20 protein-coding genes are annotated in these 21854 nt (G+C 56.7%); 8 read left to right on the top strand and 12 right to left on the bottom strand.

The window, feature by feature from the left end; genetic code table 11:
- Nucleotides 1-118 precede the first annotated feature (118 nt).
- Entirely contained in the window at nucleotides 119-427 is a 309-nt protein-coding gene (locus tag SH661x_RS22645) for a hypothetical protein (protein WP_437226331.1), read from the bottom strand.
- Nucleotides 428-667: 240 nt separating this feature from the next.
- Here SH661x_RS22645 and SH661x_RS22640 point away from each other — a divergent pair, with 240 nt between their 5' ends.
- The 4 genes from SH661x_RS22640 to SH661x_RS22625 all read left to right on the top strand — a co-directional run bounded on the left by SH661x_RS22640 (nucleotide 668) and on the right by SH661x_RS22625 (nucleotide 5949).
- Nucleotides 668-2188: a Gfo/Idh/MocA family protein gene (locus SH661x_RS22640; protein WP_437226329.1), complete on the top strand. Its 1521-nt coding sequence runs from the start codon at nucleotides 668-670 to the stop codon at nucleotides 2186-2188.
- Nucleotides 2189-2458: 270 nt separating this feature from the next.
- Nucleotides 2459-4132 carry an energy-dependent translational throttle protein EttA gene (gene ettA / locus SH661x_RS22635; RefSeq protein ID WP_437226327.1) on the top strand — a complete coding sequence of 558 codons (1674 nt, stop codon included), beginning with the start codon at nucleotides 2459-2461 and terminating at the stop codon, nucleotides 4130-4132.
- 104 nt (nucleotides 4133-4236) lie between these two features.
- Nucleotides 4237-5478, top strand: a complete 1242-nt coding sequence (locus tag SH661x_RS22630) for a DUF1015 domain-containing protein (protein ID WP_437226325.1) — start codon at nucleotides 4237-4239, stop codon at nucleotides 5476-5478.
- Nucleotides 5479-5598: 120 nt separating this feature from the next.
- Entirely contained in the window at nucleotides 5599-5949 is a 351-nt protein-coding gene (locus SH661x_RS22625; protein WP_437226323.1) for a DMT family protein, read from the top strand.
- A gap of 13 nt (nucleotides 5950-5962) precedes the next feature.
- Here SH661x_RS22625 and SH661x_RS22620 read toward each other — a convergent pair whose 3' ends face one another.
- The 3 genes from SH661x_RS22620 to SH661x_RS22610 form a co-directional block, all read right to left on the bottom strand.
- The gene (locus SH661x_RS22620; protein ID WP_437226321.1) at nucleotides 5963-6271 is read right to left on the bottom strand and encodes a hypothetical protein; all 309 of its coding nucleotides are present in this window, start codon (nucleotides 6269-6271) and stop codon (nucleotides 5963-5965) included.
- 314 nt (nucleotides 6272-6585) lie between these two features.
- Nucleotides 6586-6801, bottom strand: coding sequence for a hypothetical protein (locus SH661x_RS22615; RefSeq protein ID WP_437226319.1), 216 nt, complete (start codon nucleotides 6799-6801; stop codon nucleotides 6586-6588).
- A gap of 110 nt (nucleotides 6802-6911) precedes the next feature.
- Nucleotides 6912-8306 (bottom strand): phytoene desaturase family protein, encoded by a 1395-nt coding sequence (locus SH661x_RS22610; RefSeq protein ID WP_437226317.1) that lies wholly within the window; start codon nucleotides 8304-8306, stop codon nucleotides 6912-6914.
- 313 nt (nucleotides 8307-8619) lie between these two features.
- Here SH661x_RS22610 and SH661x_RS22605 point away from each other — a divergent pair, with 313 nt between their 5' ends.
- A complete protein-coding gene (locus tag SH661x_RS22605) occupies nucleotides 8620-8892 on the top strand; it encodes a hypothetical protein (protein ID WP_437226315.1) in 273 nt (90 codons plus the stop codon).
- A gap of 60 nt (nucleotides 8893-8952) precedes the next feature.
- Here the strand turns inward: SH661x_RS22605 and rsmD are convergent, their stop codons facing one another.
- The 4 genes from rsmD to SH661x_RS22585 form a co-directional block, all read right to left on the bottom strand.
- On the bottom strand, nucleotides 8953-9567 hold the full coding sequence (rsmD, locus tag SH661x_RS22600) for a 16S rRNA (guanine(966)-N(2))-methyltransferase RsmD (protein WP_437226313.1): 615 nt from the start codon (nucleotides 9565-9567) through the stop codon (nucleotides 8953-8955).
- A 145-nt stretch (nucleotides 9568-9712) separates the two neighbouring features.
- Nucleotides 9713-10342 (bottom strand): FHA domain-containing protein, encoded by a 630-nt coding sequence (locus SH661x_RS22595; protein WP_437226311.1) that lies wholly within the window; start codon nucleotides 10340-10342, stop codon nucleotides 9713-9715.
- Nucleotides 10343-10421: 79 nt separating this feature from the next.
- Nucleotides 10422-10982, bottom strand: coding sequence for a response regulator (locus SH661x_RS22590; RefSeq protein WP_437226309.1), 561 nt, complete (start codon nucleotides 10980-10982; stop codon nucleotides 10422-10424).
- Between the two features lie 207 nt (nucleotides 10983-11189).
- The gene (locus tag SH661x_RS22585; RefSeq protein WP_437226308.1) at nucleotides 11190-11783 is read right to left on the bottom strand and encodes a hypothetical protein; all 594 of its coding nucleotides are present in this window, start codon (nucleotides 11781-11783) and stop codon (nucleotides 11190-11192) included.
- Nucleotides 11784-12316: 533 nt separating this feature from the next.
- Between SH661x_RS22585 and SH661x_RS22580 the strand changes: the two genes are divergently transcribed.
- Nucleotides 12317-12568: a hypothetical protein gene (locus tag SH661x_RS22580; RefSeq protein WP_437226306.1), complete on the top strand. Its 252-nt coding sequence runs from the start codon at nucleotides 12317-12319 to the stop codon at nucleotides 12566-12568.
- Between the two features lie 207 nt (nucleotides 12569-12775).
- Here the strand turns inward: SH661x_RS22580 and rho are convergent, their stop codons facing one another.
- Nucleotides 12776-14710, bottom strand: a complete 1935-nt coding sequence (gene rho, locus SH661x_RS22575) for a transcription termination factor Rho (RefSeq protein ID WP_437226304.1) — start codon at nucleotides 14708-14710, stop codon at nucleotides 12776-12778.
- A 1055-nt stretch (nucleotides 14711-15765) separates the two neighbouring features.
- Nucleotides 15766-16680 (bottom strand): DUF6655 family protein, encoded by a 915-nt coding sequence (locus tag SH661x_RS22570; RefSeq protein ID WP_437226302.1) that lies wholly within the window; start codon nucleotides 16678-16680, stop codon nucleotides 15766-15768.
- Nucleotides 16681-16949: 269 nt separating this feature from the next.
- Here SH661x_RS22570 and SH661x_RS22565 point away from each other — a divergent pair, with 269 nt between their 5' ends.
- Complete coding sequence (locus SH661x_RS22565) at nucleotides 16950-17633, top strand: hypothetical protein (RefSeq protein WP_437226300.1); 684 nt, start codon at nucleotides 16950-16952, stop codon at nucleotides 17631-17633.
- A gap of 27 nt (nucleotides 17634-17660) precedes the next feature.
- Here SH661x_RS22565 and SH661x_RS22560 read toward each other — a convergent pair whose 3' ends face one another.
- On the bottom strand, nucleotides 17661-19460 hold the full coding sequence (locus SH661x_RS22560; protein WP_437226298.1) for a sensor domain-containing diguanylate cyclase: 1800 nt from the start codon (nucleotides 19458-19460) through the stop codon (nucleotides 17661-17663).
- 372 nt (nucleotides 19461-19832) lie between these two features.
- Nucleotides 19833-20237: a hypothetical protein gene (locus SH661x_RS22555; protein ID WP_437226296.1), complete on the bottom strand. Its 405-nt coding sequence runs from the start codon at nucleotides 20235-20237 to the stop codon at nucleotides 19833-19835.
- 264 nt (nucleotides 20238-20501) lie between these two features.
- Between SH661x_RS22555 and SH661x_RS22550 the strand changes: the two genes are divergently transcribed.
- On the top strand, nucleotides 20502-21854 hold the full coding sequence (locus SH661x_RS22550) for a PhoPQ-activated pathogenicity-related family protein (RefSeq protein WP_437226294.1): 1353 nt from the start codon (nucleotides 20502-20504) through the stop codon (nucleotides 21852-21854).

Genomic DNA, 21854 nt, shown 5'->3' with positions numbered 1-21854 from the left:
TTTTTGAAACGCACAGAGCGCCGAGTTCGCGGAGTAAGAGGATTTCTTCTTTCTCTGCGTTCTCCGCGCTCTGTGCGTTGAAAGCCTGATCAAATTCGCCGGGATTTAAAAACTTAAATCACGATCGTGAAAGAGCTTCTGTCTCGCGGCGGAGCCAGTCGAGGAGGCGGTCCTTCTCGTGGTGCTCGTGCGAGGACTGCTGCAGGCTCAGCCCGACGTGGCGAAGGAGCCGTGCTTCCATCAACCGCTGGTCGTGCCGGATCATTGTCCGTTCGTTTCTCAAACCTGTCATTTCGAAGGTCAGATACGCCACCAGTCCGGTGAGCCCACAGGTAAAGATGTAAAACGACAGATCCCCGAGGGGGTGTGCCACAGACATTCCCAGCAGAAAACCGCTAAGAATGAGAATCGTCGATGTGCTGAGCATAGAATGCTCTCGGTCTTTCCGGCCCATGTTGTCCATTCCGGTCACCTCATGAAAAATAGGGGTACAAGCCCTGCGACTCCTCAGGACATTCCAACCCTAAGCCACAAATGGGGAGGTGTCAAAAAACTGGAGTGGATTTGCCGGGGGAACTCCCGGTGCTGTATACTGAAATCGAAGTCAAGCCTTGTTGATTTCTTGAAAAATCATGCCTCAGATCTCGTGAAATCAGGAGAGGTTACCATGTCTCTGTCGCGCCGATATTTCCTTCAGGCCACAGCGGCCGCTGCTGCTGGAAGTCGTGCATTCAAACGGCATCAACTGCGGGCTGACGACACCGTTCAGAGTAAAAGCGCCAACGATAAGCTGGGCGTCGCGATGATCGGTACCGGGGGGCGCGGTGCAGAGCATCTTTCTCAGATCGCGGGGCGGGTCGACGCCGAAGTTCTTTACCTGTGCGACCCGGACCTTTCTCAGGCGGCCAGTAAAGCCCAGGCGGTGGAAATGAGACAGGGGCGGGCACCCAAGCTCGAAGAGGATTTTCGCAAGGCACTGGAAGATCCGAATGTGGATGTCATCAGCACAGCGACCCCCAATCACTGGCACTCGCTGGTTTCGATTCTCGCCATGCAGGCGGGCAAGCACGTCTATGTTGAGAAGCCGGTCTCCCACAATGTCTGGGAAGGGCGTCAGATGGTCGGCTGGGCGCGCGAACTGAATAAGATCTGTCAGTGCGGAACCCAGTCCCGTTCCAGCCCTGCGCTCATTGAGGCTGTCAATTACGTGCAGGAAGGGAAACTCGGAAAAATCCAGTATGCCATCGGCACTTGCTATAAGCCCCGCAAGAGTATCGGCAAGCTTGATAAGCCGCTCGAATTCCCCGCTTCGTTCAATTACGACCTGTGGTGCGGACCCGCTGCGAAAGTCGATATTTATCGGCCGAAACTTCACTACGACTGGCACTGGGACTTCAACACCGGCAACGGCGATATGGGGAATCAGGGGATTCACCAGATGGACATCGCCCGCTGGTTTCTGGGAGAACAGTCACTGTCACCACGCGTGATGAGTATCGGCGGCCGCCTGGGATATGAGGATGCGGGCAATACGCCAAACACTCAGATCGTGTATCACGCTTACGAAAAAGCCCCGCTGATTTTCGAAACGCGTGGACTTCCGAAGAAGGAACTCAACTACGGTACGGGAATGGACTCCTACCGGGGTTCGACCGTCGGAGTGATCATCCAGTGCGAGAACGGATACGTCGTCGTTCCCAGTTATGTGGAGGCGACGGCATTCTCACCGGATGGAGAGAAGATCGAATCGTGGAAGACGGAAGGAGACGCGACCAAGCGACACTTCGACAACTTCTTCGACGCCGTCCGGTCCGGGAAGCACACTGACCTGACCGGCGACATTCTGGAAGGTCACATTTCCAGTGCTCTGTGTCACACGGGGGCGATCAGTCACCTGCTGGGCGAGCATCAATCCGCTGAAGAAATCGAGAAACAGGTTTCGACAGATCCGCTGTGGGCGGACTCCTGGAAACGGATGGCCGAACACCTTCAGGCCAACGGTGTCGACCTCAATGATCCGAAGCTGCTGGTCGGTCCGTGGTTGGAAATGGACCCTGCCCAGGAGCGGTTTATCACGAACGATCCCGCCAACAAGATGCTGACTCGGGATTATCGCCCGGGGTACGTCGTCCCGGCAGCCTCGCCACAGCAGGCCCGTGTGGGCACTTCCCCCGCAGTTCGGGGATAACCGACGCATGAATCAGCATTGATTTACACGTCATCAACAGCTGGTAGAATGTCATCTCGGCAGCCGGACCGTCCGTCCGGCTGCCTTCATTTTTCCCGAGCAGGAAAAACTCGTCGTTCGGGTTGTTTCTGCGTATTGGAACGTCTATGAACGCTCCACGCGGCTTTCTGATCATGCAATAATGGAGTTCTGTCATACGGGCTTCTCTTCGAGTCGCAGCTGACCAACGTATTTCTTTCCCTGACCTCTATTCCCTTTTTGTGCTCCGCCATGTCTCAGCAATACATCATGTCCATCGAGGGTCTGACTCGCATGTACGACGAGAAAGTCGTGCTCGAGAACATCTGGCTCTCCTTCTTTCCAGGGGCCAAGATCGGAGTGATCGGCGATAACGGCTCGGGGAAAAGTACCCTGATGCGGATCATGGCTGGGGAAGATAAGGACTTCATGGGGTCGGTCCGTCCCGCCAAGGGAATCAAAGTGGGATATTTCCCGCAGGAGCCCCGGCTCGACCCCACGAAGACGGTGCAGGAATGCGTCGCGGAGGCTGTCGCGGAATCTCAGGCGATCATGGATCGCTACAACGCCATCAACGAGCGGCTGTGCGAAGAGATTTCCCAGGAGGAGATGGATCAGCTCCTCGAAGAGCAGGCCTCGGTTCAGGAGAAAATTGATCACGGCAATCTGTGGGAACTGGATCGCACGGTCGAGATGGCTTGTGAGGCGATGCGTCTCCCGGATGGCGATGCTCTGGTGGAACATCTGTCCGGGGGTGAGAAACGTCGCGTCGCACTGTGCCGGTTGCTGCTGCAGAATCCGGATATGTTGCTGCTGGACGAACCGACGAACCATCTGGACGCTGAGTCGGTCGGCTGGCTGGAACGCTTCCTCCACGAGTTCCCCGGGACAGTGGTGGCGATCACCCACGACCGTTACTTCCTCGAAAATGTGGCTGGCTGGATTCTGGAAATGGATCGCGGTCACGGTTACCCCTATGAAGGGAATTACACTGCCTGGCTCGAACAGAAGCAGGCCCGGCTGAATGTTGAACAGAAGAAAGAAGACAAGCGCCAGCGGGCTCTGAAGAAGGAACTTGAGTGGGTGCGGATGTCGCCCAAGGCTCAGGCCACGAAGAACAAGGCCCGTATGCAGCGTTACGAAGAACTGGCTGCCCAGCAGTTCGATGAACGCGATGACGCGATTCAGATTCAGATTCCGGTCAGTCGACCGCTGGGAGAACTGGTGGTCCGGGCTGAGAACCTGACCATGGCGTTCGGGGACCGCCTGCTCTTTGAAAATATGAGCTTCAACCTCCCGCCTGGGGGGATTGTGGGAGTCATCGGTCCCAACGGTGCCGGTAAGACCACACTGTTTAGAATTATCATGGGCCTGCAGGAGCCGACGGGCGGTTCACTCCGCATCGGGGAAACGGTCGATCTGGAATATGTCGATCAGTCCCGTGATGCTCTCGACCCCAAGAAGACGGTGTACGAAGAAATTTCCGGCGGCGAGGACATGCTCGAAGTCGGCAAGACGAAGATTCACGCCCGAGCCTACTGCGGTCGTTTCAACTTCAAAGGATCCGAACAGCAGACGTTCGTGGGGGACCTTTCCGGAGGAGAACGGAATCGAGTCCATCTCGCCAAGCTGCTGCGTTCTGGCGGGAACCTGATTCTTCTGGACGAACCGACCAACGACCTGGACGTGGAAACACTGCGTTCGCTGGAGGAAGGGCTGAGCAACTTCGGCGGATGTGCCGTCGTCACCAGCCACGACCGCTGGTTCCTGGACCGCATCGCCACCCACATCCTGGCGTTCGAAGGGGACAGCCAGGTGGTGTGGTTCGAAGGGAACTACAAGATGTACGAGATCCAGAAGCGAGAACGCCTGGGAGCCGACGCCGACCGCCCCCACCGCCTCAAGTACAAGCCGCTCAAACGATAGCAACACGTTGACGACAAGGATGAACATAAACGGGTCGCAGTTGATACGGCGACTTTCTTCAGATCCTTCGATTCACTGAACTTCAGTCCTATAACGATCACGACATGCCCACACTTCGTCCGATTCATCGTGCTTTGGTCCCTGTAGATTCCTCTGCTGCCTTTCATGTGAGCGCTCCGAACTATGATGAGTTCCAGAGCGACAAGGAGGTCTGGGACCTGATTCAGGAACGACCTGAGAACGTCCTCAAGATCACGATGCCGCATTGTCACACGGCCGCTGAGGCCGACATGCTTGAAGACGGCTGTGCGGAAGCTCTGGCTCACGCTACCAGCGAGATGCGACTCTTTGAAAAGTCTCCTCTCATGCGGGAAGCCAAAGATGTCCTCTGGGTTTATTCCATCACATCCCCCAAGCGGCCGAATGAGCCTCAGCTGGGAGTCGGCGGTTTCGGGCTGACATCCGAGATTCGGACTGACAAAACTCCGCAAGGGAGCGTGGTCCGTAATGAAGGAATTCGCCCTGAGAAGGCCGAAGGCCGTGCCCAGCTCCTGAAAGCGACCGACGCCGACTTCGGGACAGTGAACCTGGCCGTCAACGATGTTCATGGCGAACTGCTGGCCGCTCTCACCCGCATCACACAGGCGTCTGCGTGTGATTTCGAAACACTGGACGAGGACAAAAATCTCCATCGTTCATGGCTGATCAGCGATGAGAAAACCAAGTCTGAACTGATCGCATTGATTGCCAAGGAGCCGGCAGCTTACGTGGCGGACGGGAATCACCGCAGTGCTGCAGCCGCTGCCATGGGACTGGACCACTTCCTGACCGTCTTCTTCCCGACCTCGCGGTTGGGCCTGGAACCGTACAACCGTCTGCTGCCGCTGAATGGTTTGCAGCCTGCGGAGTTCCTGCAGAAACTCGGTGCCCAGTTCGAGGTGAAATCTCTGGGGAAAATCAGTCCGTACCGGCCCGCCACCGTCGGCAAGTTCGGGCTCTATCTCGGGGGCGAATGGTATGAACTGACGCCGAAAGCCGGTTCGTTCAATCCGGAGAACGCTGCCGAATCAATCGACTCAGACATCATTCAGCGACACATCATTGACAGCATTCTGGGAATGCCCGATGCCCGCGATAAACGCATCAACTATGTCGGCGGGAACAAGGATGCTGCGTATCTGGTGAAGCGGGTTGACGAAGGGGACTACGACTTCGCGTTGTCTTTGGCTCCCGTGACTATGCAGCAGTTTGTCGACGTCTGCGAGCAGAACCTGTTCATGCCGCCGAAGTCGACCTGGTTCGATCCGAAGATTCGCAGCGGGCTCGTCATCGCACTGCTCAAGTAATTTTATTGTGAAATCAGGATTTCGCTCTAGCCGTACACGGAATGTGTGCGGCTAAACGCGTATAGCACTCGAACTCAATCCCTTGTTGGACTCCGCAATACTCTTACTGACCTGGCAATTATGAACTTTTCCGCCATCGGTGTGGTTGTCTTCCTGCTGACGATCTCGAACATCTTCATGACCTTCGCCTGGTACGGGCATCTGAAGGACTTGGCGACAAAGCCATGGTACATTGCAGTCCTGATCAGCTGGCTGATCGCTTTCTTTGAATATCTGGTGCAGGTCCCCGCCAATCGATACGGCAACGCTCAGCACCTTCAGCTGGGGCAGTTGAAGATCATTCAGGAAGTGGTGACGCTGGCGGTGTTCGTTCCGTTCTCGGTCTACTACATGAACCGGCCGATCAACATCAACTTCCTGTGGGCCGGGCTATGTATGTGCGGAGCGGTCTACTTCATCTTCCGGTCGTAGCGAAAACAGGCAGCTACGCAGAAGCGTCGTCTTTGCAGATTGGGATGCGGGTTGTTGCGATCAACGATAGCATTACGGCACACAACGCAAATCCATGAACTGCGAACCAGTATCTTCGCTGGTGAGCAATCAGATCTCGGTGAGTTTTGATGAGGATGTCTTCAATCTCCTCGCGATGTTCGTCGGAGATGGCAACTGATCGAAGAGGCAGGTAATAAGTATCTGCAGTCATCGGTCCGAACATCGTCAGGCTGAGATCTGTGAGGAGAGAGATCGTCAGGAGAATTCCAGTCAGGATCAGCGGGTATTGAATCAGCTTCATTGCTGGACGTCCTTCAATGTGCCTCAGCGCAGAAGGTCAATAAACTTCGTCGTGCGTTCCAAGGGCCAGAAGTAAGATGGCCTCTTGGCCATCGTGTTGCGTGAATTCAAACACAATTCGCAGGTCGTAGCCTCCGCTGCAGGCCCAGCATCCGGCAAGTGAACCACGCAATTTGTGTGTTCGCAAAGAGGGATGTGTGACATCAGCGGACATTTGTTCCAGAGAGGACTCAACTGAAGAAGCTGAGTCTGGATGAACTCTCAGCCACCTGCGCAAGTCTCGCCCAAACGCTGCCGAATGCAGCAGGATGCGACTCACGAGCGCGCTTCCCGCAGGATCTCACTGGGTGTCATCGGTCGACATTCTCCAGCTGTGAACTCCTGCCGGGCCTGTGCAATGGTATCTGTCGCCCGCTTTCGTCCCCGTTCAGCAATACGACGGTTGAGAACTGCAACCAACTCGGCCTGAGCGTCGAGATCAAGTTGCTCGGCAGCATCGAGAACATCGTCCAGTGTCATTGGCTGGCTCATGGCTCGCTCGTTCATGGAAGCTAAATGGATTTAATTCCTCAACGAATTCTACCCTCATTCCACTATTGGCGGCAACAAGAAAGCTGGTGTGGGTGACCGCATAAATTCACTCACGAACGCAGCAAGTGGTTGTTCGCCATGGTGATCCCTGAGAGCATCGAGCCGATGATTCCCAGGAAGCCCTGATCGGTTCCGCACAGGAAGAGGTTCTTCACCCCGGTCGTGCCGTCCAGGACTTTCATTGGGGCTCCGTAGACGGCACCGTTCAGGTGTCCGGTGAACTTCTTGATCGTACGGGGCGTGAAGACGTCAATGTCGATCACGTGGCTGCGGAAGTCCGGAATATGTTCCACCGCGGACTTCGCCATGCGGTCGCACCAGGCGTGCTTCGCGTTGACGTATTCGTCTTCAGGGGCGGTCATCCAGTACTCGGGATTGGCCAGCGCGGTGATCCGGATGACACCGTCGTCCAGCTGCTGCCCGTCCGGGTAAATGAAGTTATTGGGAGAGCAGATGATGCCGCTGCGCAGGTCGATCGGATCGCGTGGCGGTTCGTAGTGAAACGTTCCCTCGTTGTTGTAGAAGACGATGGTCTCCTTGTGACCGAGTTCGCTCGGCTGGCAGTCGAGCACGAAGATCGCTTCATTGAAGGAGACTTCACCGGGTGCGTGCGAGGAGACTTGCTGTGAAGCTGCCACCGGATCACACAGCGATTCTGTTTCCACAACGCCAGCTGAAGAGAGCACATTGTCTGCTTCAATCAATTCTCCGTTGTCGAGCACAACCCCTACCGCGCGGCCGTCGACAATCTTGATCTCCTTTACTCCGGCCCGCAGTTTGAGTTCGCCCCCGAGGGCTTTGAAGTGCCTGACCAGGGTTTTGAGAATCTGCCGGACCCCTTCACGGGGGCGCCCGAACCCCTCTTTGAAGATGCTCTTGAACATGATCACGAACTGATTGAAGTCCATGTCATGCGGAATGGCAGAACCGTAAAACATGAGCGGGCAGAACAGCATGTCGATCAGCAGCGGATCGCTGAGAAACTCGCTGACCACTTTTCGGGCAGAGACCGCAGCCTGGTGCAGGTTCAATTCGTCGAACTGCTCGATGTGCTGGACGAGTCTGCGGAAGTTGTCAGCCTGGTCCGGAAACTCCTGACAGACATTGTCGAGGAACGCTTCGTAGTCATTGGTGAACTGGATCCGGTGCCCGGGGAACACCACCGACGATCCGCATTGAGGTGACAGGTCGAAGTCGTCCCAGCGGAGCCGCAGCTGCTTCAGCAGTTTTGCCAGTGGTCCTGTACGGGTTCCCGGCGCGGCAAAATTCGTGACGGCGTGGAGGCCGACATCATGATTCCGGCCACGCAGTCTGTAAAAGGAATTCAGCCCGCCGATCGTGGTATGGCGTTCGAGAATGCAGACTTTTTTGTCGTAGTAGGCCAGTCGGATCCCCGCTGCCAGCCCGGACATTCCTGCACCAATAATGACCGTATCGTACTTCACTCGAGGCTCTCATCCAAAAACGCTGTCGCCGATTCTGATCGCGTATTTCGCGAGGAAGTTTAAACGTTACCGGCGACTCCCGCTGAGAACAATCTCGCTCAGGAAATCGGCAATTTTTGCCGAAATTTCTCCTCCAGATCCTGTGCAGTTTCGGCGGTTTCCTACCAGATCTTGAGTGAAGTGGGCCTGGACCGGCAGGAACTGTACGAATGCTCTGTTGCCGAGGCGGGGAACTGAGGGTAATTTGCCGCTCGTGCTGCAGGGAATGCATCACTTTGACAGACTTCACATGCTGTGAAAAAAGGACTCAAGGATGAGCCAGCTTGCTTTGGTGGCCGACTGTGACGTTGGCGATGAACCCCGGATTCTCTCGTTCCAGGAATTCGCTTCTCAGCGGGGAAACTCAGTCAAAGAACGCGCCCGGCTGCAGCTGCGAAACCGCTGCTGTCCGATCTGTGACCGGGTCACGGTCGAGTCGATTGAACTGAACAACGGCGTCTGGGGACGCAACGGCCGGATGGTCCCGGGGACCGGAACGCTGGTCGGCTTCAGCTGCAACGCCTGCGGTCACGAGTGGCCGGCGTAGTCCCGGCTGGTGAAGTTCCATTGTGGGCGTGTTGATCGATGTCGTCCGGTATCGGGAGACTTACGTCTCCCGCTCGCCCGGGATGTTCTCGATCGCGGTTCGCTCGCAGATGTGGATCTTCATGTTGGACATGGTGAGCGTCCAGTTGACGCTCCACTGCGGCGGAAGATCATACTCCGCACGTTCGGGGACGCGTAGGACCATCGTTGCTCCGGGAGAGGAGACGTCGTCCTTCGCCAGCCTCGCGACAGACAGCCACAGCGGCGAACCCGTCTTCATGGCCGGAACCATCTTGTAAGGCGGATCGAAGAAAATCACGTCGAACGGTGCGAATCCCGGGGCCTTTTTCCCTTTCGGTTTGAACGAGCAGCGGAGCACATCCGCCGGCCAGATCAACGTTTCTTCTTCGCACTTGAGTGAGGCGACGTTCTCCCGCAGCAGCTGCAGGGCGATTTTGTCCTTCTCAATGAAGGTGACGCATTCTGCTCCCCGCGAGAGCGCTTCGAGACCGATGGTCCCCGTACCTGCAAAGATATCGGCGACCCGTTTTCCATGCAGACGCTGGGAAATGTTCTCGAACAGGCTTTCCTTGACCCGATCGGTGATCGGGCGAGTCACTTCCCCGGGGCTGGTCTGAAGGAGGCGTCGACGATATTTGCCAGCAATGATTCGCATGGAGAAGAAGCGGAACAGAGGTCAGGAAACGGATTCAGTAGGGAGCATCAGAGTCGATTTCACGGTGAAGCACAATTCACAGGAATGAAATCGAAGAAAACCGCTGAATCCGACGCACGCGTTTCTCCTGCTGCAGGGCGAGACTTCAGCTGGCCCTTTCTTCCTGGGCGAGCATCTCATAATGCCGACGGATGATGTCCTGGGCCTCCTCAGCCACCGATTTGAACTCGCGGCGTTTGGCAACCTGCAGGTGCGAGGAAGAGAGCAGGGAGGAGGGTGGCTGCTGTGCAACGGGTTGAGCCGGCTCGGTCGTGGGAGCGTTCTTGATGATCGCGGTTTCGGTTGGTGCATCCGGACTGGTGGTGGGAATTTCACTGTCCGAGAGCCAGTTGGCAATTTCGTCGTCGGAGAGCTTGTCGCCGACTCCGGATTTCCCTTTCAGAGCAACCGCCGTCTTCAGCGTCGCCGATTCCTCGTTTCCAATCAGGACGAACGTCAGTGGTCCGACGGTTAACGAGCCCCCGGGGTTGAGCATCCGTTCGCCGTTCACGGGACGGCCATCAACGAACGTGCCGTTGCGACTGTTCAGATCGATCACTCGAACTCGCCCATGATCCGGAATCAGCCGGCAATGTTCCCTGCTGACTTCCGCTGAGGCGATCCGGATTCCGGACTCCTCGCCGCGGCCGACGATCACTTCCGTTTCGGTGAGTTTGACGCGACGGCCCTTGTGTTTGCCTGTTTGAATCTCAAGCATCATCGGCAGCGCTGCCATGCTCGATTCCTTGTGCGGGGAAATGATTTTCTTCGGTGAGCGGGTGACTGACATCGCCCGCTCGCGTGAACTGTTCTCGTCAATTTTGAGGAATGATCACCGCTTGCCCGCAGCGGGGACAATTCAATGTTCTGCCTCGATGAGCCGCTTTTGCTTTCAGATGTTTACCGCATTCAGTGCAGGAGAAGCGAAGTTTCTCGGAATCGCCTGCCTGTGGGTCTTCACCCATGTGAGTGCGGTGCCAGACTGACTCAGCGACCGTGCGGATCTGGCCCAGCAGTTCTTCTGGATCATAAGGTTTGGTCATATAGGCATCGACGCCCACCCGGTGCGCCAATGCCCGGGAATCATCCATGTCGATGGCTGTCAGCATGAGAACCGGAACGGAGTTCTTCTCCCGTTTCAGGTGTTCGCACACTTCATAACCCGAGACTTCATTCGGCAGAATCGCCTCGAGAATGACGAAGTCGGGCTGATGCATGTTAAACGTCGAGCGGGCCTGTCCGGCGTCACGCGTGATGTCTACATGAAAGCGGTGCTTCTGCAGGAAGTTCTTGAGAAACTCTGCTTCGTCCCGGTCCCCTTCGACGACCAGGATCCGATTGACAATCACTTCGACGGGAGTCAATGCATCGCGCATGAGCATTCCACGCCAGCATAAGTTCGATGAATGAGTTCAATGAAATGCATCGTAATCTGTTTCGATCAGCGCTGGCAACTGCCGTTCTCGGCAGAACGCGCTCCCGCTGCACTTGTAACCCCTGACCCCACGGACGGTCGCGGTGGAAATTGCAGTTTTGGCGAGTTCTCTGGACAGCGCGTCAACGGGGCATATGCGGGAATCGTTTTACCGCGCCGGCTGATATTCCTTGAGCACCAGTTCTGTCGACTTGTTTTTGGTGGAGATCACCTGCTTCACCTTACCGACTCCTGGCACGAAGTAGTACGTGAATTCCAGCGGACCAGCCTCGGATTCGAATCTGGTTCCATGCACGGTGACAGCATCAAACTCTCCGGCCGGGACCGTGATATTGGCCTGGCCCAGCGAGAACTGTCCTGCAATTTCAATCCCGTTAACCTGCGAGGCGACGGCCCATTGACCTCCCTTGGGCGAGGGATACTTCAAAAAGCAGAGAGGCGGGACAACGCGTTCGCCGGCGATGGAAACGCGGTACAGGCCATCGGACCGGAATGCCAGGTGTTCGTAGGCGACCACTTTTCCGTTGATGCTGGTTTCAACCCGCGCACAGCGTTCACCGTCAACGATGTCGTAACCGGTGACTTCTTCGACGAGCTGATTGCCCGCCGCTTCATAAATCCATTTTGAGCCTACGGCAATCGGGTACAGCGACTGCTGTGGAGGAGCGGCCAGGCATTGCAGACAACTCCACAGTGACAATGCCATGGCATATCCGGTCATCCTGACCGAACACTGAAACATTTTGATTCTCCTGATGATGACTTCCGGGCGGCGAGCGGCGCCAGTGCGGAAATCTCTCTTCCTTGAGGAGCGGGTGGCCCTCATTGACGGGGGTGGGCCAGCGCGGAAAGCGTACGACACATGATGCTTCTCAGCCGGCCCGAAAACTGCGAATTTCTTCGTTCTCGTGAGTACGGGAAGTTAGTCTGTTCTTCGGCAAAGCAACAAGAGGAGTTTGAGACGCTGGGGTGAATGCGAGACTTGGGAGCTGAGAATTCCCGCCGGCAGGATCATCGTCGGCTGATCTTTGTGCTTTTCCCACCTGTGTTGGTTCGGGAGGGCTGGTACAGCAGGGCGGCCATACCCGAAAATGTGCCGAATGTTCCTGAAATGCCGTTTTTTCTGATTTTGCTGGAGCGGGCGAGAGGTTGCGGTCGATAACTCTGATGCGTGGATTCAAGTTGGAATTCCACGTGCACCTGCCGTGGAAGCGAAGATCCGCGACAGTCCGAGTTTTGACAGGTCAAATTCCCACAAAGACGCGAGCAATCGGCATGAACGTCCAACGAACATTCGCGACAAAGTTCGCCTTGATTTTGGGCGGCATTGTGTCGTGCAGCGGGCTTTGCGGCTGCCAGACGAACATTGGCGGCCAGACGCTCCCTTCCGCTTATTACCTGCGGGATGACGTCCAGTTCTTCCCGGCTGGCCCGGAATTCCTGCTGCCCGAAACCGTCCGTGCTGCGGAAGAATATCGCGTTCAGCAGGAGGAAGCTGCAGCTGAAGCATACGGCCAGGTTCCGTAGACGGAATCGGACCCGATCTGAATGATGATCCATTCCAAGGCAGACCTGTGTGGTCTGCCTTTTTCATTTCAGGGCTGCCAACGGGCGATGCCGAATCCCCGTCGTGGTGAAATACGGCTTCGTGGGTCGTGGCTCATTAAAAAAAGAAGCCTGCAGAATCTGCAGGCTTCTTCGCATTCACGTTGAGATTCAACCGGGCCGTTTTCTTTACAGCACGGCTCGAATCTTCTGCAGGAACTCACGGTTCGTGTCGAACTTCGCGAGGGTTCGGATCAGCTGATCCATGGCTTCGGTCGGGCTCATCGAGACCAGGCTGCGACGCAGCATGATGATTCCTTCGAGGAGATCCGGGTCAAGGATCTTCTCTTCACGACGGGTTCCCGACTTGCTGATGTCCAGTGCCGGCCAGATCCGCCTTTCGGCGAGGTCGCGGCTGAGCACCAGTTCCATGTTTCCGGTTCCCTTGAACTCCTGGAAGATCGCATCGTCCATCCGGCTGCCGGTGTCGATGAGTGCGGTGGCACAGACGGTGAGCGAGCCACCTTCGTCGAAGCGGCGGGCGGTTCCGAACATCTTGCGGGGAATGTCCATCGCCCGGACGTCGAGACCCCCGGTCTGGATCTTGGAATCACGGCCGCCACGCACCCATTTGTTGAATGCACGGGCGGTTCGGGTGATGCTGTCCAGCAGGATGAAACAGTCCTTGCCTGCTTCGGCGAGCCGTTTTCCGCGTTCGATGATCAGCTGGCTGATCCGGACGTGGCTTTCGACATCCTGGTCCATGGAGGAAGCGATCACTTCGCCCTTCACGGTCCGTCGCATTTCGGTCACTTCTTCCGGCCGTTCGTCGATGAGCAGCACGATGAGGTGAATTTCCGGGTGGTTGATGCTGACCGCGTTCGCGATGTCCTGCAGCAGCATCGTCTTTCCGGTTCGGGGCGGAGCGACGATCAGTGCACGCTGGCCTTTGCCGATCGGCGTGAGCAGGTCCATGACTCGCATCGTGACCGGCTTAGGACCGGTTTCGAGCTTGATCTGCTCGAACGGATTGATGGCAGTCAGCGTGTCGAAGTGCTTGAGTTTCTCGTAGTCTTCAACGCTTCCCCCATCGATGGAGTTGATGGTGAGAAGGCGAGGACCCTGTCCGCGTGTTCCCGGGCCGATATCTCCGGTGAGCATGATCCCTTCACGGAGATGATGCTTCTCGACGAACGAGCTGGAGACAAAGGCATCTGTTTCGCGAGCACTGTAGTCGTTGTCAGCGGAGCGGAGGAAGCCGTACCCCTTGGGGTGCAGTTCGAGCACGCCGGTGATTGTTCCGCTCATTGGAACGGGTTCGCTCGGAGCGGCATTCTGTTCGAATTTGGAAACTCGTCGTCCACGGTTGCCGGGGCCGGAGTTCGAATTGGAACCGGAGTTCTGTCGGCCTCCTCGACCCTGCGGCTGATCGCGACGGCGATTGTTGTTGTGATCCCGCTGCTGACCATATCCACCCTGTCGGTTTCCACCGCCAGAACGGTTCTGTCCCTGATTGCTGCCTCCACCCTGACCGCCGGTCGGGTTGGGGCCGTCTCCACGGCGACCGCGACGACGACGGCGGCGACGGGGACGCTGATCATCACCTTCGCCTCCCCCTTCGCGGGCGGGGTGATCTTCTGCGGAATCGGACGGGCCGTCGCGATCATCATCGTCGAGATCGACGTCATCCAGATCGAAGAGTGTTGCTTCGCGGACAGGTTCTACGGGCTCGTCTTCGTACCGTTCTACGGGAGCTGGCCGACGTTCTTCTTCCTGAGCGGCGCGGGATCGCGAGGATCGTGTGCCGCGAGGGGCCCGTGTGGATTCACGGCGAGGTTCTGCAGGAGCTTCCTGTTCTTCGACAGGAGCGGCGGCTTTTTCTTCACGCTCGGCAGCCCGTGCGGCAGCTTTTTCTTCGCGGCTTTCCTTGGACCGTGAAGAGCGTGCCTTGGGAGGAGCAGGCTCGTCTTCGACAATGCCAGCGCCGAAGTCCTGATCGTTTGCGCTGGCTTCAGCGGAGGAAGCGACGACTTCAGAATCGACGGCAGCTTCTTCCTTCTTGCGTGGTTTGCGCGTGGTGGAAGAGCGTCGGGGGCTGGAGGACGAGGAGCTTTTGGGAGGCATACGAGTGAACCTGACTAGATCAATTGATGTTTAAAGGGGAACCGTCAAGGTTGCTGGGAATTGCAGGGCAGACTCTCGAAAGCTGAACCGAGAGTGGACTTCTGAAACTCCTGATTGTTCTGCACAGCGGATTTCCCTGCGGTCCTCTTCAAGCTGAAGATTCTCGAGAAACCTGAAACCGTGAGGGAACAAGACAACCAGTTCTCCGATCGCAACTTTCTGACAGCTCGAGCACTACCGAGCCGTGACTTCTAATGCTTCATGCCGGGATGTGTGGGAGGTCACGCCGGTCGTTTTGATGAAGGTCGAGACCGGAATCCGGTATCTCTTCGAATGCCAGTGCGTTCGGGAACCCGAAGTAGTTGCGCTCACAAACAGATCCCGCAATTCTGGCCAGATCCCGTTCGTCTGAGCACCGCCGCTCCTGGCGCCATAACGCGGCCGGATGGGGTGATTCCTGGGGAATGCCGTCGCCAATCCAGCTCAGCAGGTCCCCGGACGACTCGCCTTTCAATCAGTATTTCAACTTCCTGGAATACTCGACTCCGGACTGCTTAATGCCGGATGTGGCAACTGCTTGCCCGCTTCACTGACCTTCAGCTGGCCCAACCCTGCAAATTCGCCACCGCACATGAACGGATGCGGATCGAAGTGCATACAGACACAACTGATTTTGGCCCTGATCAGAATCTGTCGCCTCAAAGCTGTCCGATTATTCCGCCCTTGCAGATGCGCACCAAGCTTGCTGCCATGCGGGATTTCGTCGTCACGTGACGCCCCACAAACCCGGCCACACTGCGAACACACATGGTGACCGAGCACATAAGTGTCGAGACACCGTGGCGAAAAAGATCATCGCGCTTCAAAGCGAACACAGCAAGTGCCGCTACTGGGAAGACGCCCTGGTGGTCTAAAATCACCTGATTTCAAGAACCGTCAACAACGGACGCCACTGAAGCAATGCCATTACTCGAATGTTAGCTTCCGATCGAACGATGTCAATCGTCAACTGAGGCCTACTATCGGCAATTTCCTACCCGAAAGTCAATAGGGCTTTATGGACTTGGAGGAACTACCGGGGCCGCCGAAGCAGGGGCTGCGTGTGTCGCTGGTACAACCCCACCTTCTTGACTCCCCGCTGCCTGATGGACTCCATCCCCCGTCGCCTCATCCGAGTTCTCTCCACGAGATTTCCGGAGCGGGGGCTGAAAAATGTTCTCATCCCGATAATCTGCGATCGTTCCGGCGAACCCCTCCCGCTTGCTGGCGATCGGGGCATCTTGAGACTCACCCGCAAATCGCGTCTTCCCGTTATAGATCGTTCCACGCTGAAACGGTCCCACGCCAAAGACCCAGACGTCGCGGGCAGTCGACCGCGCAACGGAAATTCCGGACTGCCAGATGGCCTCTCGGGACTCCCGGTCGTACGCGAAGACACCAATCTTGGCAGCCCCCGCCTGAGCGTTTCTGCGGGCAACCGACATTTCGGGGATCGTCGGAGCTGCCGGGACTCCCGATAGGGCCGAAGCGGCAGTGGCAGCTGCACTCAGGCTGCTGGAGGGAACCCCATACACCAGTTCGTGACTGTCGGTTCCCAGGGTTCCGATTCGACCTTCCACGATGTAATCGGCGTCTTCCGGCTTCTCCTGCAGCAGCAGGCCGGCCGCCATCATCTGCTGTCGAAGCGAGCTGATCACGTACTCGGCTGTGACAAACCCCACTCCCTTATGATTCACCATGTATTTCGTGTCGAAGTAAACCAGCTGACCTTTCAGCGGCGTAAAGTCGATCTTCGCGACCGACGCATCAACAGCATCGGAGTTCAGTAACTGCTCCGTAGCGGTGTTCGACTTCGTTGTTCCGCATCCCTGCAAACACGCGATGCCACAGACCAGTAACAGCGCAATCACTCCCTGGCCGCATCGGGACAGCCGGCGATGACCAGTCGTAGGAGCGAAGTTCGGCGTCATCGTTCCATGGTGGAGGGCTGAAATTTCGAAGAAACCGGAGGCAGGTTTACAGGTCTTTCGAGCGAGAACGTGGAGGGAATCAAACGGAAGGGGCGGGATCTTACGCTGGGAGCGGCGATTCCACCAAGCGGAATTTGCGTCACTCGCGAGAAGAGAGGCATCCGGGAAAACTTTCTGAATGCGGAAAACCCATTTTGACAACGGTAGACCTGGGGATTTAGGGTCGTTGGGGCGTTATTTAAAGACCGTGAGTCCCCAGAGGTGAAATTATGTGGAATCCCGCTTCCTCGCGGATTTCGATGCGGTATTTCCGCGTTGCAGTCGCGACCCTGCTGCTCGGAGGGGCGATTCTGCCGTTGACCGGTCGGTCCCAGGATTTGCCGGCTCCCGAGCCGGAGCCGACCGATTCCGTCGTTGAACTCCCCCCTCCCTCCCAGCCATCTCCCGTCAAGCCGGTCATGGTTCCGCCCCTCCCGGAGGTGAGCGATTCCGGAGACGTCATTGAACCTCCGGCACCCGGTCCGGTCCCGAGTCCGGAAGTGCCTGATGCCTATTCAGAGGTCGTTCCGCCCATGATCCCGCCGGCCCCGGCAGACACCGCTCCTTCTGTCTCACAGCCCGTCGAAGAGGAATGGGTTGTCGAGATTGTGCCTCTGGAAAAGAAAAAAGTTCCAGACCTGATCGCCCGATATGACGCGGTCTACAAGTCGATTCCTTACCGCCGAGCTGAGTATCTGGCCAACCCCAGCTATCGCCACGACACGACCGTGGAGATCCTGTTCGGGCAGATGCGGCCGACCGTGGTCAACAAAACGGACACTCCGCAAAGAGTGGTCAATCCTCGCCCGCAGTTGACTCAGCCCTATCCGATCTCGGTTGGGGAGCTGGACGCCTACTGGCCGTTCCTGCTCTACAATAACTATCCGCTCCCGATGCTCCTGCCGATTCAGTAGCCTGTCTGGCAAGGAAGAGTCAGCGAATCAGACCGATACCTGTTCGATGAGGTCGGCGAAGAAGACGCTTCGATTTCGACCTGAGGTTTTCGCAGCGTATAAGGCCTTGTCAGCAATCAGCAGCAGATCGTCCAGATTCTCGGCTCGTGGCACTTTCGCTGTGACCCCCACACTGATGGTGACTGCAATTTCCAGATGGTCGTCCACGGCGATCGGATTCTGGTGAACGGCTCTGCGAAGCCGCTCCGCGACATGGTGAGCCTGATAGTCGTTGCATTGATGGAGCAGGACGCCAAACTCTTCTCCACCCAGCCGGCCGACGAGATCGGCTTCGTCCAGGGAAGCCTTCAGGCGTCTGGCGACAATCGTCAGCACCTTGTCTCCCCCGGGATGCCCGTACGTGTCATTGATGGATTTGAAGTGGTCGATGTCCAGCATGATCAGGCCAATGGGGGTTTCCTGCTGCGTGGCCCGGTTCAGGGCAACTTTGGCCCGTTCGACGAATGCACGACGCGTGAGAACTTCCGTTAGTTGATCCTCTGTGGCAATGCGTTCCAGTTCCTGCGAGAGTCGTTCGCGTTCAGCGGTTGCCAGATAAGTGTCGTGGACGTCGATGCTGGTCCCGAACCACCGGGTAATGCGGCCGCTGTCATCCCGCATCGGCAACGCCATGACCCGCAGCCATCGGAACACTCCAGAATGGTGTCGGAACCGATAATCGATGTCGTACGGCTTGCCTTCCCGCCGAGCCTCGTCCCAGGTTGCGGAGACGGTTTCCCAGTGTTCGGGGTCGACGAGCTGTTTCCACGTCTCTTCTGTAATGTCCTGTGGCGGAATGCCGGTGAATTCGCTCCAGCGTCGGGAGAAGTAATCATGCCGCCCCTGACCGTCGCAGCTCCAGACAATCTGAGGCAGAGTTTCGGTCAGCGTTTCAAACTGGAAGCGGCTCTCTTCCAGGGCGATGGCGGTCTCCATCTGGTCGGTGACATCAACGACAATCCCCAGCAGTCGAATCAGCTCGCCGTTCTCATTGAAGCATGGCTTTCCTGAAGTAATCACCCAGCGCAGGCGACCGTTCTGGGGAATGACGCGATATTTGCATCGGTAGGGCCTGTTCTCTCGGATTGCGGATTGCAGCGTTTCATACACTCGCGCGCGATCATCCTCGTGAAGGGTTCGGATGAACACGCTGTCATCAACACCGTTCAGACAGTCGGCAGGGTCGAGCCCAAAGGTTCTGGCCACGTTGGCATCCGCCGTACTGGTATTCGTTCTGACGTCGAGATCCCAGATTCCGACCATCCCCGAGGATTCCATCGCCAGTCGAAAGCGTTGTTCGGTTTCATAAAGAGAGCGAATGCGTTCGATGTAATACGTGACATCCGTGGCGACAACCTGAACTCCGACCACAGTCCCGTCTTCTTCGGTAATGGGCACGAAGTCGAGATGGAACCAGGAGACCGTGGTCGATTTCGCGGGACAGCATCGTATCGGCAGTCCCGGTCGACAGGTCGTCCCCGACCAGGCATGCGTGTAGGATTCGGCCCAGTGGGGGAGGTATTCCAGGACAGAGCATCCGGTCGCCTGTTCTTCCGACTGTGAGGCAAGCAGCCATTTCATGGGAGAATTCGGGAACATCGTTCCCTGCTGTCCCACCAGCAGCATCATCGGCACCGGCGATGACTGGATGGTTCGGGCCGCCGCCAGCAGGGGAGGAGCCCAGTCTTCCGGATGAGGAATCGAAGCGGATTTCCAGTCGAATTCAATCAGGTCTGGCGTCAGGGAGTCTGTGCATGCAAAGTTTTTCGCGAATTGAGGCGGCGGCATTCTGACACCCTGTCGACGAAGGCAACACACGAGCACCGTGTGCGGAATCTCTCAAGGTCAGCCCCATTCAAATGACATCTTCAGAACTGACCCGACCATTCGTTCTCCAAAAATGTATGTCGAGAATATATGGAAAACCGCAGAAACTTGTAGAAAACACACATCCTTTTGGCGGTGCCAGCAAGTGATGCGTCCATCGTTGGTGGCATATCTGCTGAAGGGGGTGTGATCGGAAAAGTCGTTAAAGGTAGATCGGATTCCACTGCAGTCTCACCCCTTTTCAGTGGGCATTATCTACTCCCCTTGAAAAAGAATGCCCCTCGACGTTTCCGCGGAAGGGCTCGTGACTTCTGTCTTGTGCTGAACGTTCACTCAGGGTTGAGGCACGATCCTGATTTTGTAGGTCTTCGGTTCCACGTCCTCTCCCGTGGGGGTCAGTTTCAGCAGGCTGTGGGCTTTCCCTTTCACCGCGAAGAAAGCTGAGATCTTGATCCCGCCGAGCAGTCGTTCCCCGGTTTCACTGAATTCGGGAACAAACACCACTCCCAGCTTCTCGACAGACTTGCCGTCGATGGTGACTTTGACGTTGTCAATCATCCCTCCGGGATAGACTCCTCCAGAAAATGAAAACTGCAAGATGTCTCCCGGCTTGGCGGGGACATCGAACTCCAGACCCTCCTGGCAGTCGATCGCACGCAACTCTCCGATTGGTTCGGCAGCAGCCGCAAGTCTCGAGAACATGAACGCAGCACACAGAACCATGACGAAGTGTTTCATAACAGATCCTTTAGAAAACTCGGAACTGAAGCGACGCAGATCCGGAGTCTATCACTCCGTTGGCCGGTCACAATGACACGGTTCATCCAGGCTGAGTCGGGGCTGTTTTTTTCGTTGGTTGTGCGTTATTGACGAAAATCTGAAAACTGAAGACTCTTTCGCAGGGTAGGCCACATGTCGTCTCTCTCGCATCAATGTCTCGGGCTTCCCGGGGTCAGTGACAGTACGGGCCTCAACTTGCTGGTTCGAATGAAGGAAAAACAAATGGCTTCCCGGTTCGGTCGGTGCTCAGGTTTACTGCTGGCGTGGAGTTGTCTGATTTCCCAGCTGGCTGCCCAGGAGCTGATCAAGGCCACCGTCCCGGAGAGCCCGCCTCCTCAGCTCAAAGGTTATATGGAGCAGGCGGATCCGGAGTTCAGCTGGACACTGAAGGAAACGATCCCGACCCCGCTGGGGAATGTGTATCGACTGCATCTGGTCTCGCAGAAGTGGCAGGGGATTGTCTGGGAACATGCCCTGATGGTCTACGAGCCGACGGAAGTGGTCCATCCAGACAAGATGCTGCTCTTTGTGACCGGCGGGAGTGTCGGAAAAGAACCGAACCCGAAGGAGTTTCCCCTCGGACTGCAGCTGGCAAAATACTGTGGTGCCCGCGTGGCGATGCTGCATCACGTTCCCAATCAGCCTCTGCTGGAGGGACGCAAGGAAGACGACCTGATCTCTGAGACGTGGCTGAAATATCTTCAGACGGGTGACCCGACGTGGCCATTGCTGTTCCCGATGGTGAAAAGTGCCGTGCGGGCCATGGATGCCCTGCAGGCATTTTCAAAGGAACAGCTGGATCAGCCCGTCAGTTCATTTGTGATTACAGGAGCTTCGAAACGGGGCTGGACGAGCTGGCTGGCAGCTGCTGCCGACTCCCGGATCATCGGGACCGCTCCCATGGTGATCGACGTGCTGAACTTCCCCGAGCAGATGAAACATCAGAAGGAGACCTGGGGCTTCTACAGCGAACAGATCAGTGATTACACCAGAAAAGGGCTGGTTCACGAAAGCGGTATTCCGGTCGATGGCCGTGAAGGTGAACTGTGGAGAATGATGGATCCGTTTACGTACCGCCGGGAGATCAAGATTCCGAAACTGCTCATCGTGGGGGCCAACGACCGGTATTGGGCAGTCGATGCCATGAGCCTGTACTGGTCGGAACTTTCGGGTTCGACAAGTCAGTTGAGAATCCCGAACGCCGGGCACAATCTGGATGACGGCGCGGATGGTCGTGATCTGGGTTTACAGACACTGGCAGCATTCTTTCATCATGTGGTTGAGGGGAAGACGCTGCCGGAATTGAAGTGGACGCTCACCAAAGAGAACGGCACGCTGGGAGTCTCCATGACCTGTCCTCAGGAGCCGAAGAAAGCTCTGCTCTGGAGCTGCACTTCATCCAGTCAGGATTTTCGGGATTCCAAATGGACTGCAAAGAATCTGAGTGCAGACTCGGGATCATATACCGGGCAGTTTCAGCGCCCTGACGGCCAGCATGCAGCCGTCTTTGGCACGATGGTCTTTCAATATGGGCCGCTGGAATATGCACTGACGACACTCGTCAACTGGGAATAG

The sequence above is a fragment of the Planctomicrobium stercoris genome, assembly GCF_051465655.1.
Lineage (GTDB): Bacteria > Planctomycetota > Planctomycetia > Planctomycetales > Planctomycetaceae > Planctomicrobium.
Note: the sequence above shows the minus strand (reverse complement) of the source record. Positions and strands in the feature narration are given on the sequence as shown.

Bases quoted from the DNA above. Each gene is read 5' to 3' on its own strand.
- SH661x_RS22645 (WP_437226331.1), bottom strand. From the start codon at position 427: ATGCTCAGCACATCGACGATTCTCATTCTTAGCGGTTTTCTGCTGGGA.
- SH661x_RS22640 (WP_437226329.1), top strand. From the start codon at position 668: ATGTCTCTGTCGCGCCGATATTTCCTTCAGGCCACAGCGGCCGCTGCT.
- ettA (WP_437226327.1), top strand. From the start codon at position 2,459: ATGTCTCAGCAATACATCATGTCCATCGAGGGTCTGACTCGCATGTAC.
- SH661x_RS22630 (WP_437226325.1), top strand. From the start codon at position 4,237: ATGCCCACACTTCGTCCGATTCATCGTGCTTTGGTCCCTGTAGATTCC.
- SH661x_RS22625 (WP_437226323.1), top strand. From the start codon at position 5,599: ATGAACTTTTCCGCCATCGGTGTGGTTGTCTTCCTGCTGACGATCTCG.
- SH661x_RS22620 (WP_437226321.1), bottom strand. From the start codon at position 6,271: ATGAAGCTGATTCAATACCCGCTGATCCTGACTGGAATTCTCCTGACG.
- SH661x_RS22615 (WP_437226319.1), bottom strand. From the start codon at position 6,801: ATGAGCCAGCCAATGACACTGGACGATGTTCTCGATGCTGCCGAGCAA.
- SH661x_RS22605 (WP_437226315.1), top strand. From the start codon at position 8,620: ATGAGCCAGCTTGCTTTGGTGGCCGACTGTGACGTTGGCGATGAACCC.
- rsmD (WP_437226313.1), bottom strand. From the start codon at position 9,567: ATGCGAATCATTGCTGGCAAATATCGTCGACGCCTCCTTCAGACCAGC.
- SH661x_RS22595 (WP_437226311.1), bottom strand. From the start codon at position 10,342: ATGGCAGCGCTGCCGATGATGCTTGAGATTCAAACAGGCAAACACAAG.
- SH661x_RS22590 (WP_437226309.1), bottom strand. From the start codon at position 10,982: ATGCGCGATGCATTGACTCCCGTCGAAGTGATTGTCAATCGGATCCTG.
- SH661x_RS22585 (WP_437226308.1), bottom strand. From the start codon at position 11,783: ATGTTTCAGTGTTCGGTCAGGATGACCGGATATGCCATGGCATTGTCA.
- SH661x_RS22580 (WP_437226306.1), top strand. From the start codon at position 12,317: ATGAACGTCCAACGAACATTCGCGACAAAGTTCGCCTTGATTTTGGGC.
- rho (WP_437226304.1), bottom strand. From the start codon at position 14,710: ATGCCTCCCAAAAGCTCCTCGTCCTCCAGCCCCCGACGCTCTTCCACC.
- SH661x_RS22570 (WP_437226302.1), bottom strand. From the start codon at position 16,680: ATGACGCCGAACTTCGCTCCTACGACTGGTCATCGCCGGCTGTCCCGA.
- SH661x_RS22565 (WP_437226300.1), top strand. From the start codon at position 16,950: ATGTGGAATCCCGCTTCCTCGCGGATTTCGATGCGGTATTTCCGCGTT.
- SH661x_RS22560 (WP_437226298.1), bottom strand. From the start codon at position 19,460: ATGCCGCCGCCTCAATTCGCGAAAAACTTTGCATGCACAGACTCCCTG.
- SH661x_RS22555 (WP_437226296.1), bottom strand. From the start codon at position 20,237: ATGAAACACTTCGTCATGGTTCTGTGTGCTGCGTTCATGTTCTCGAGA.
- SH661x_RS22550 (WP_437226294.1), top strand. From the start codon at position 20,502: ATGGCTTCCCGGTTCGGTCGGTGCTCAGGTTTACTGCTGGCGTGGAGT.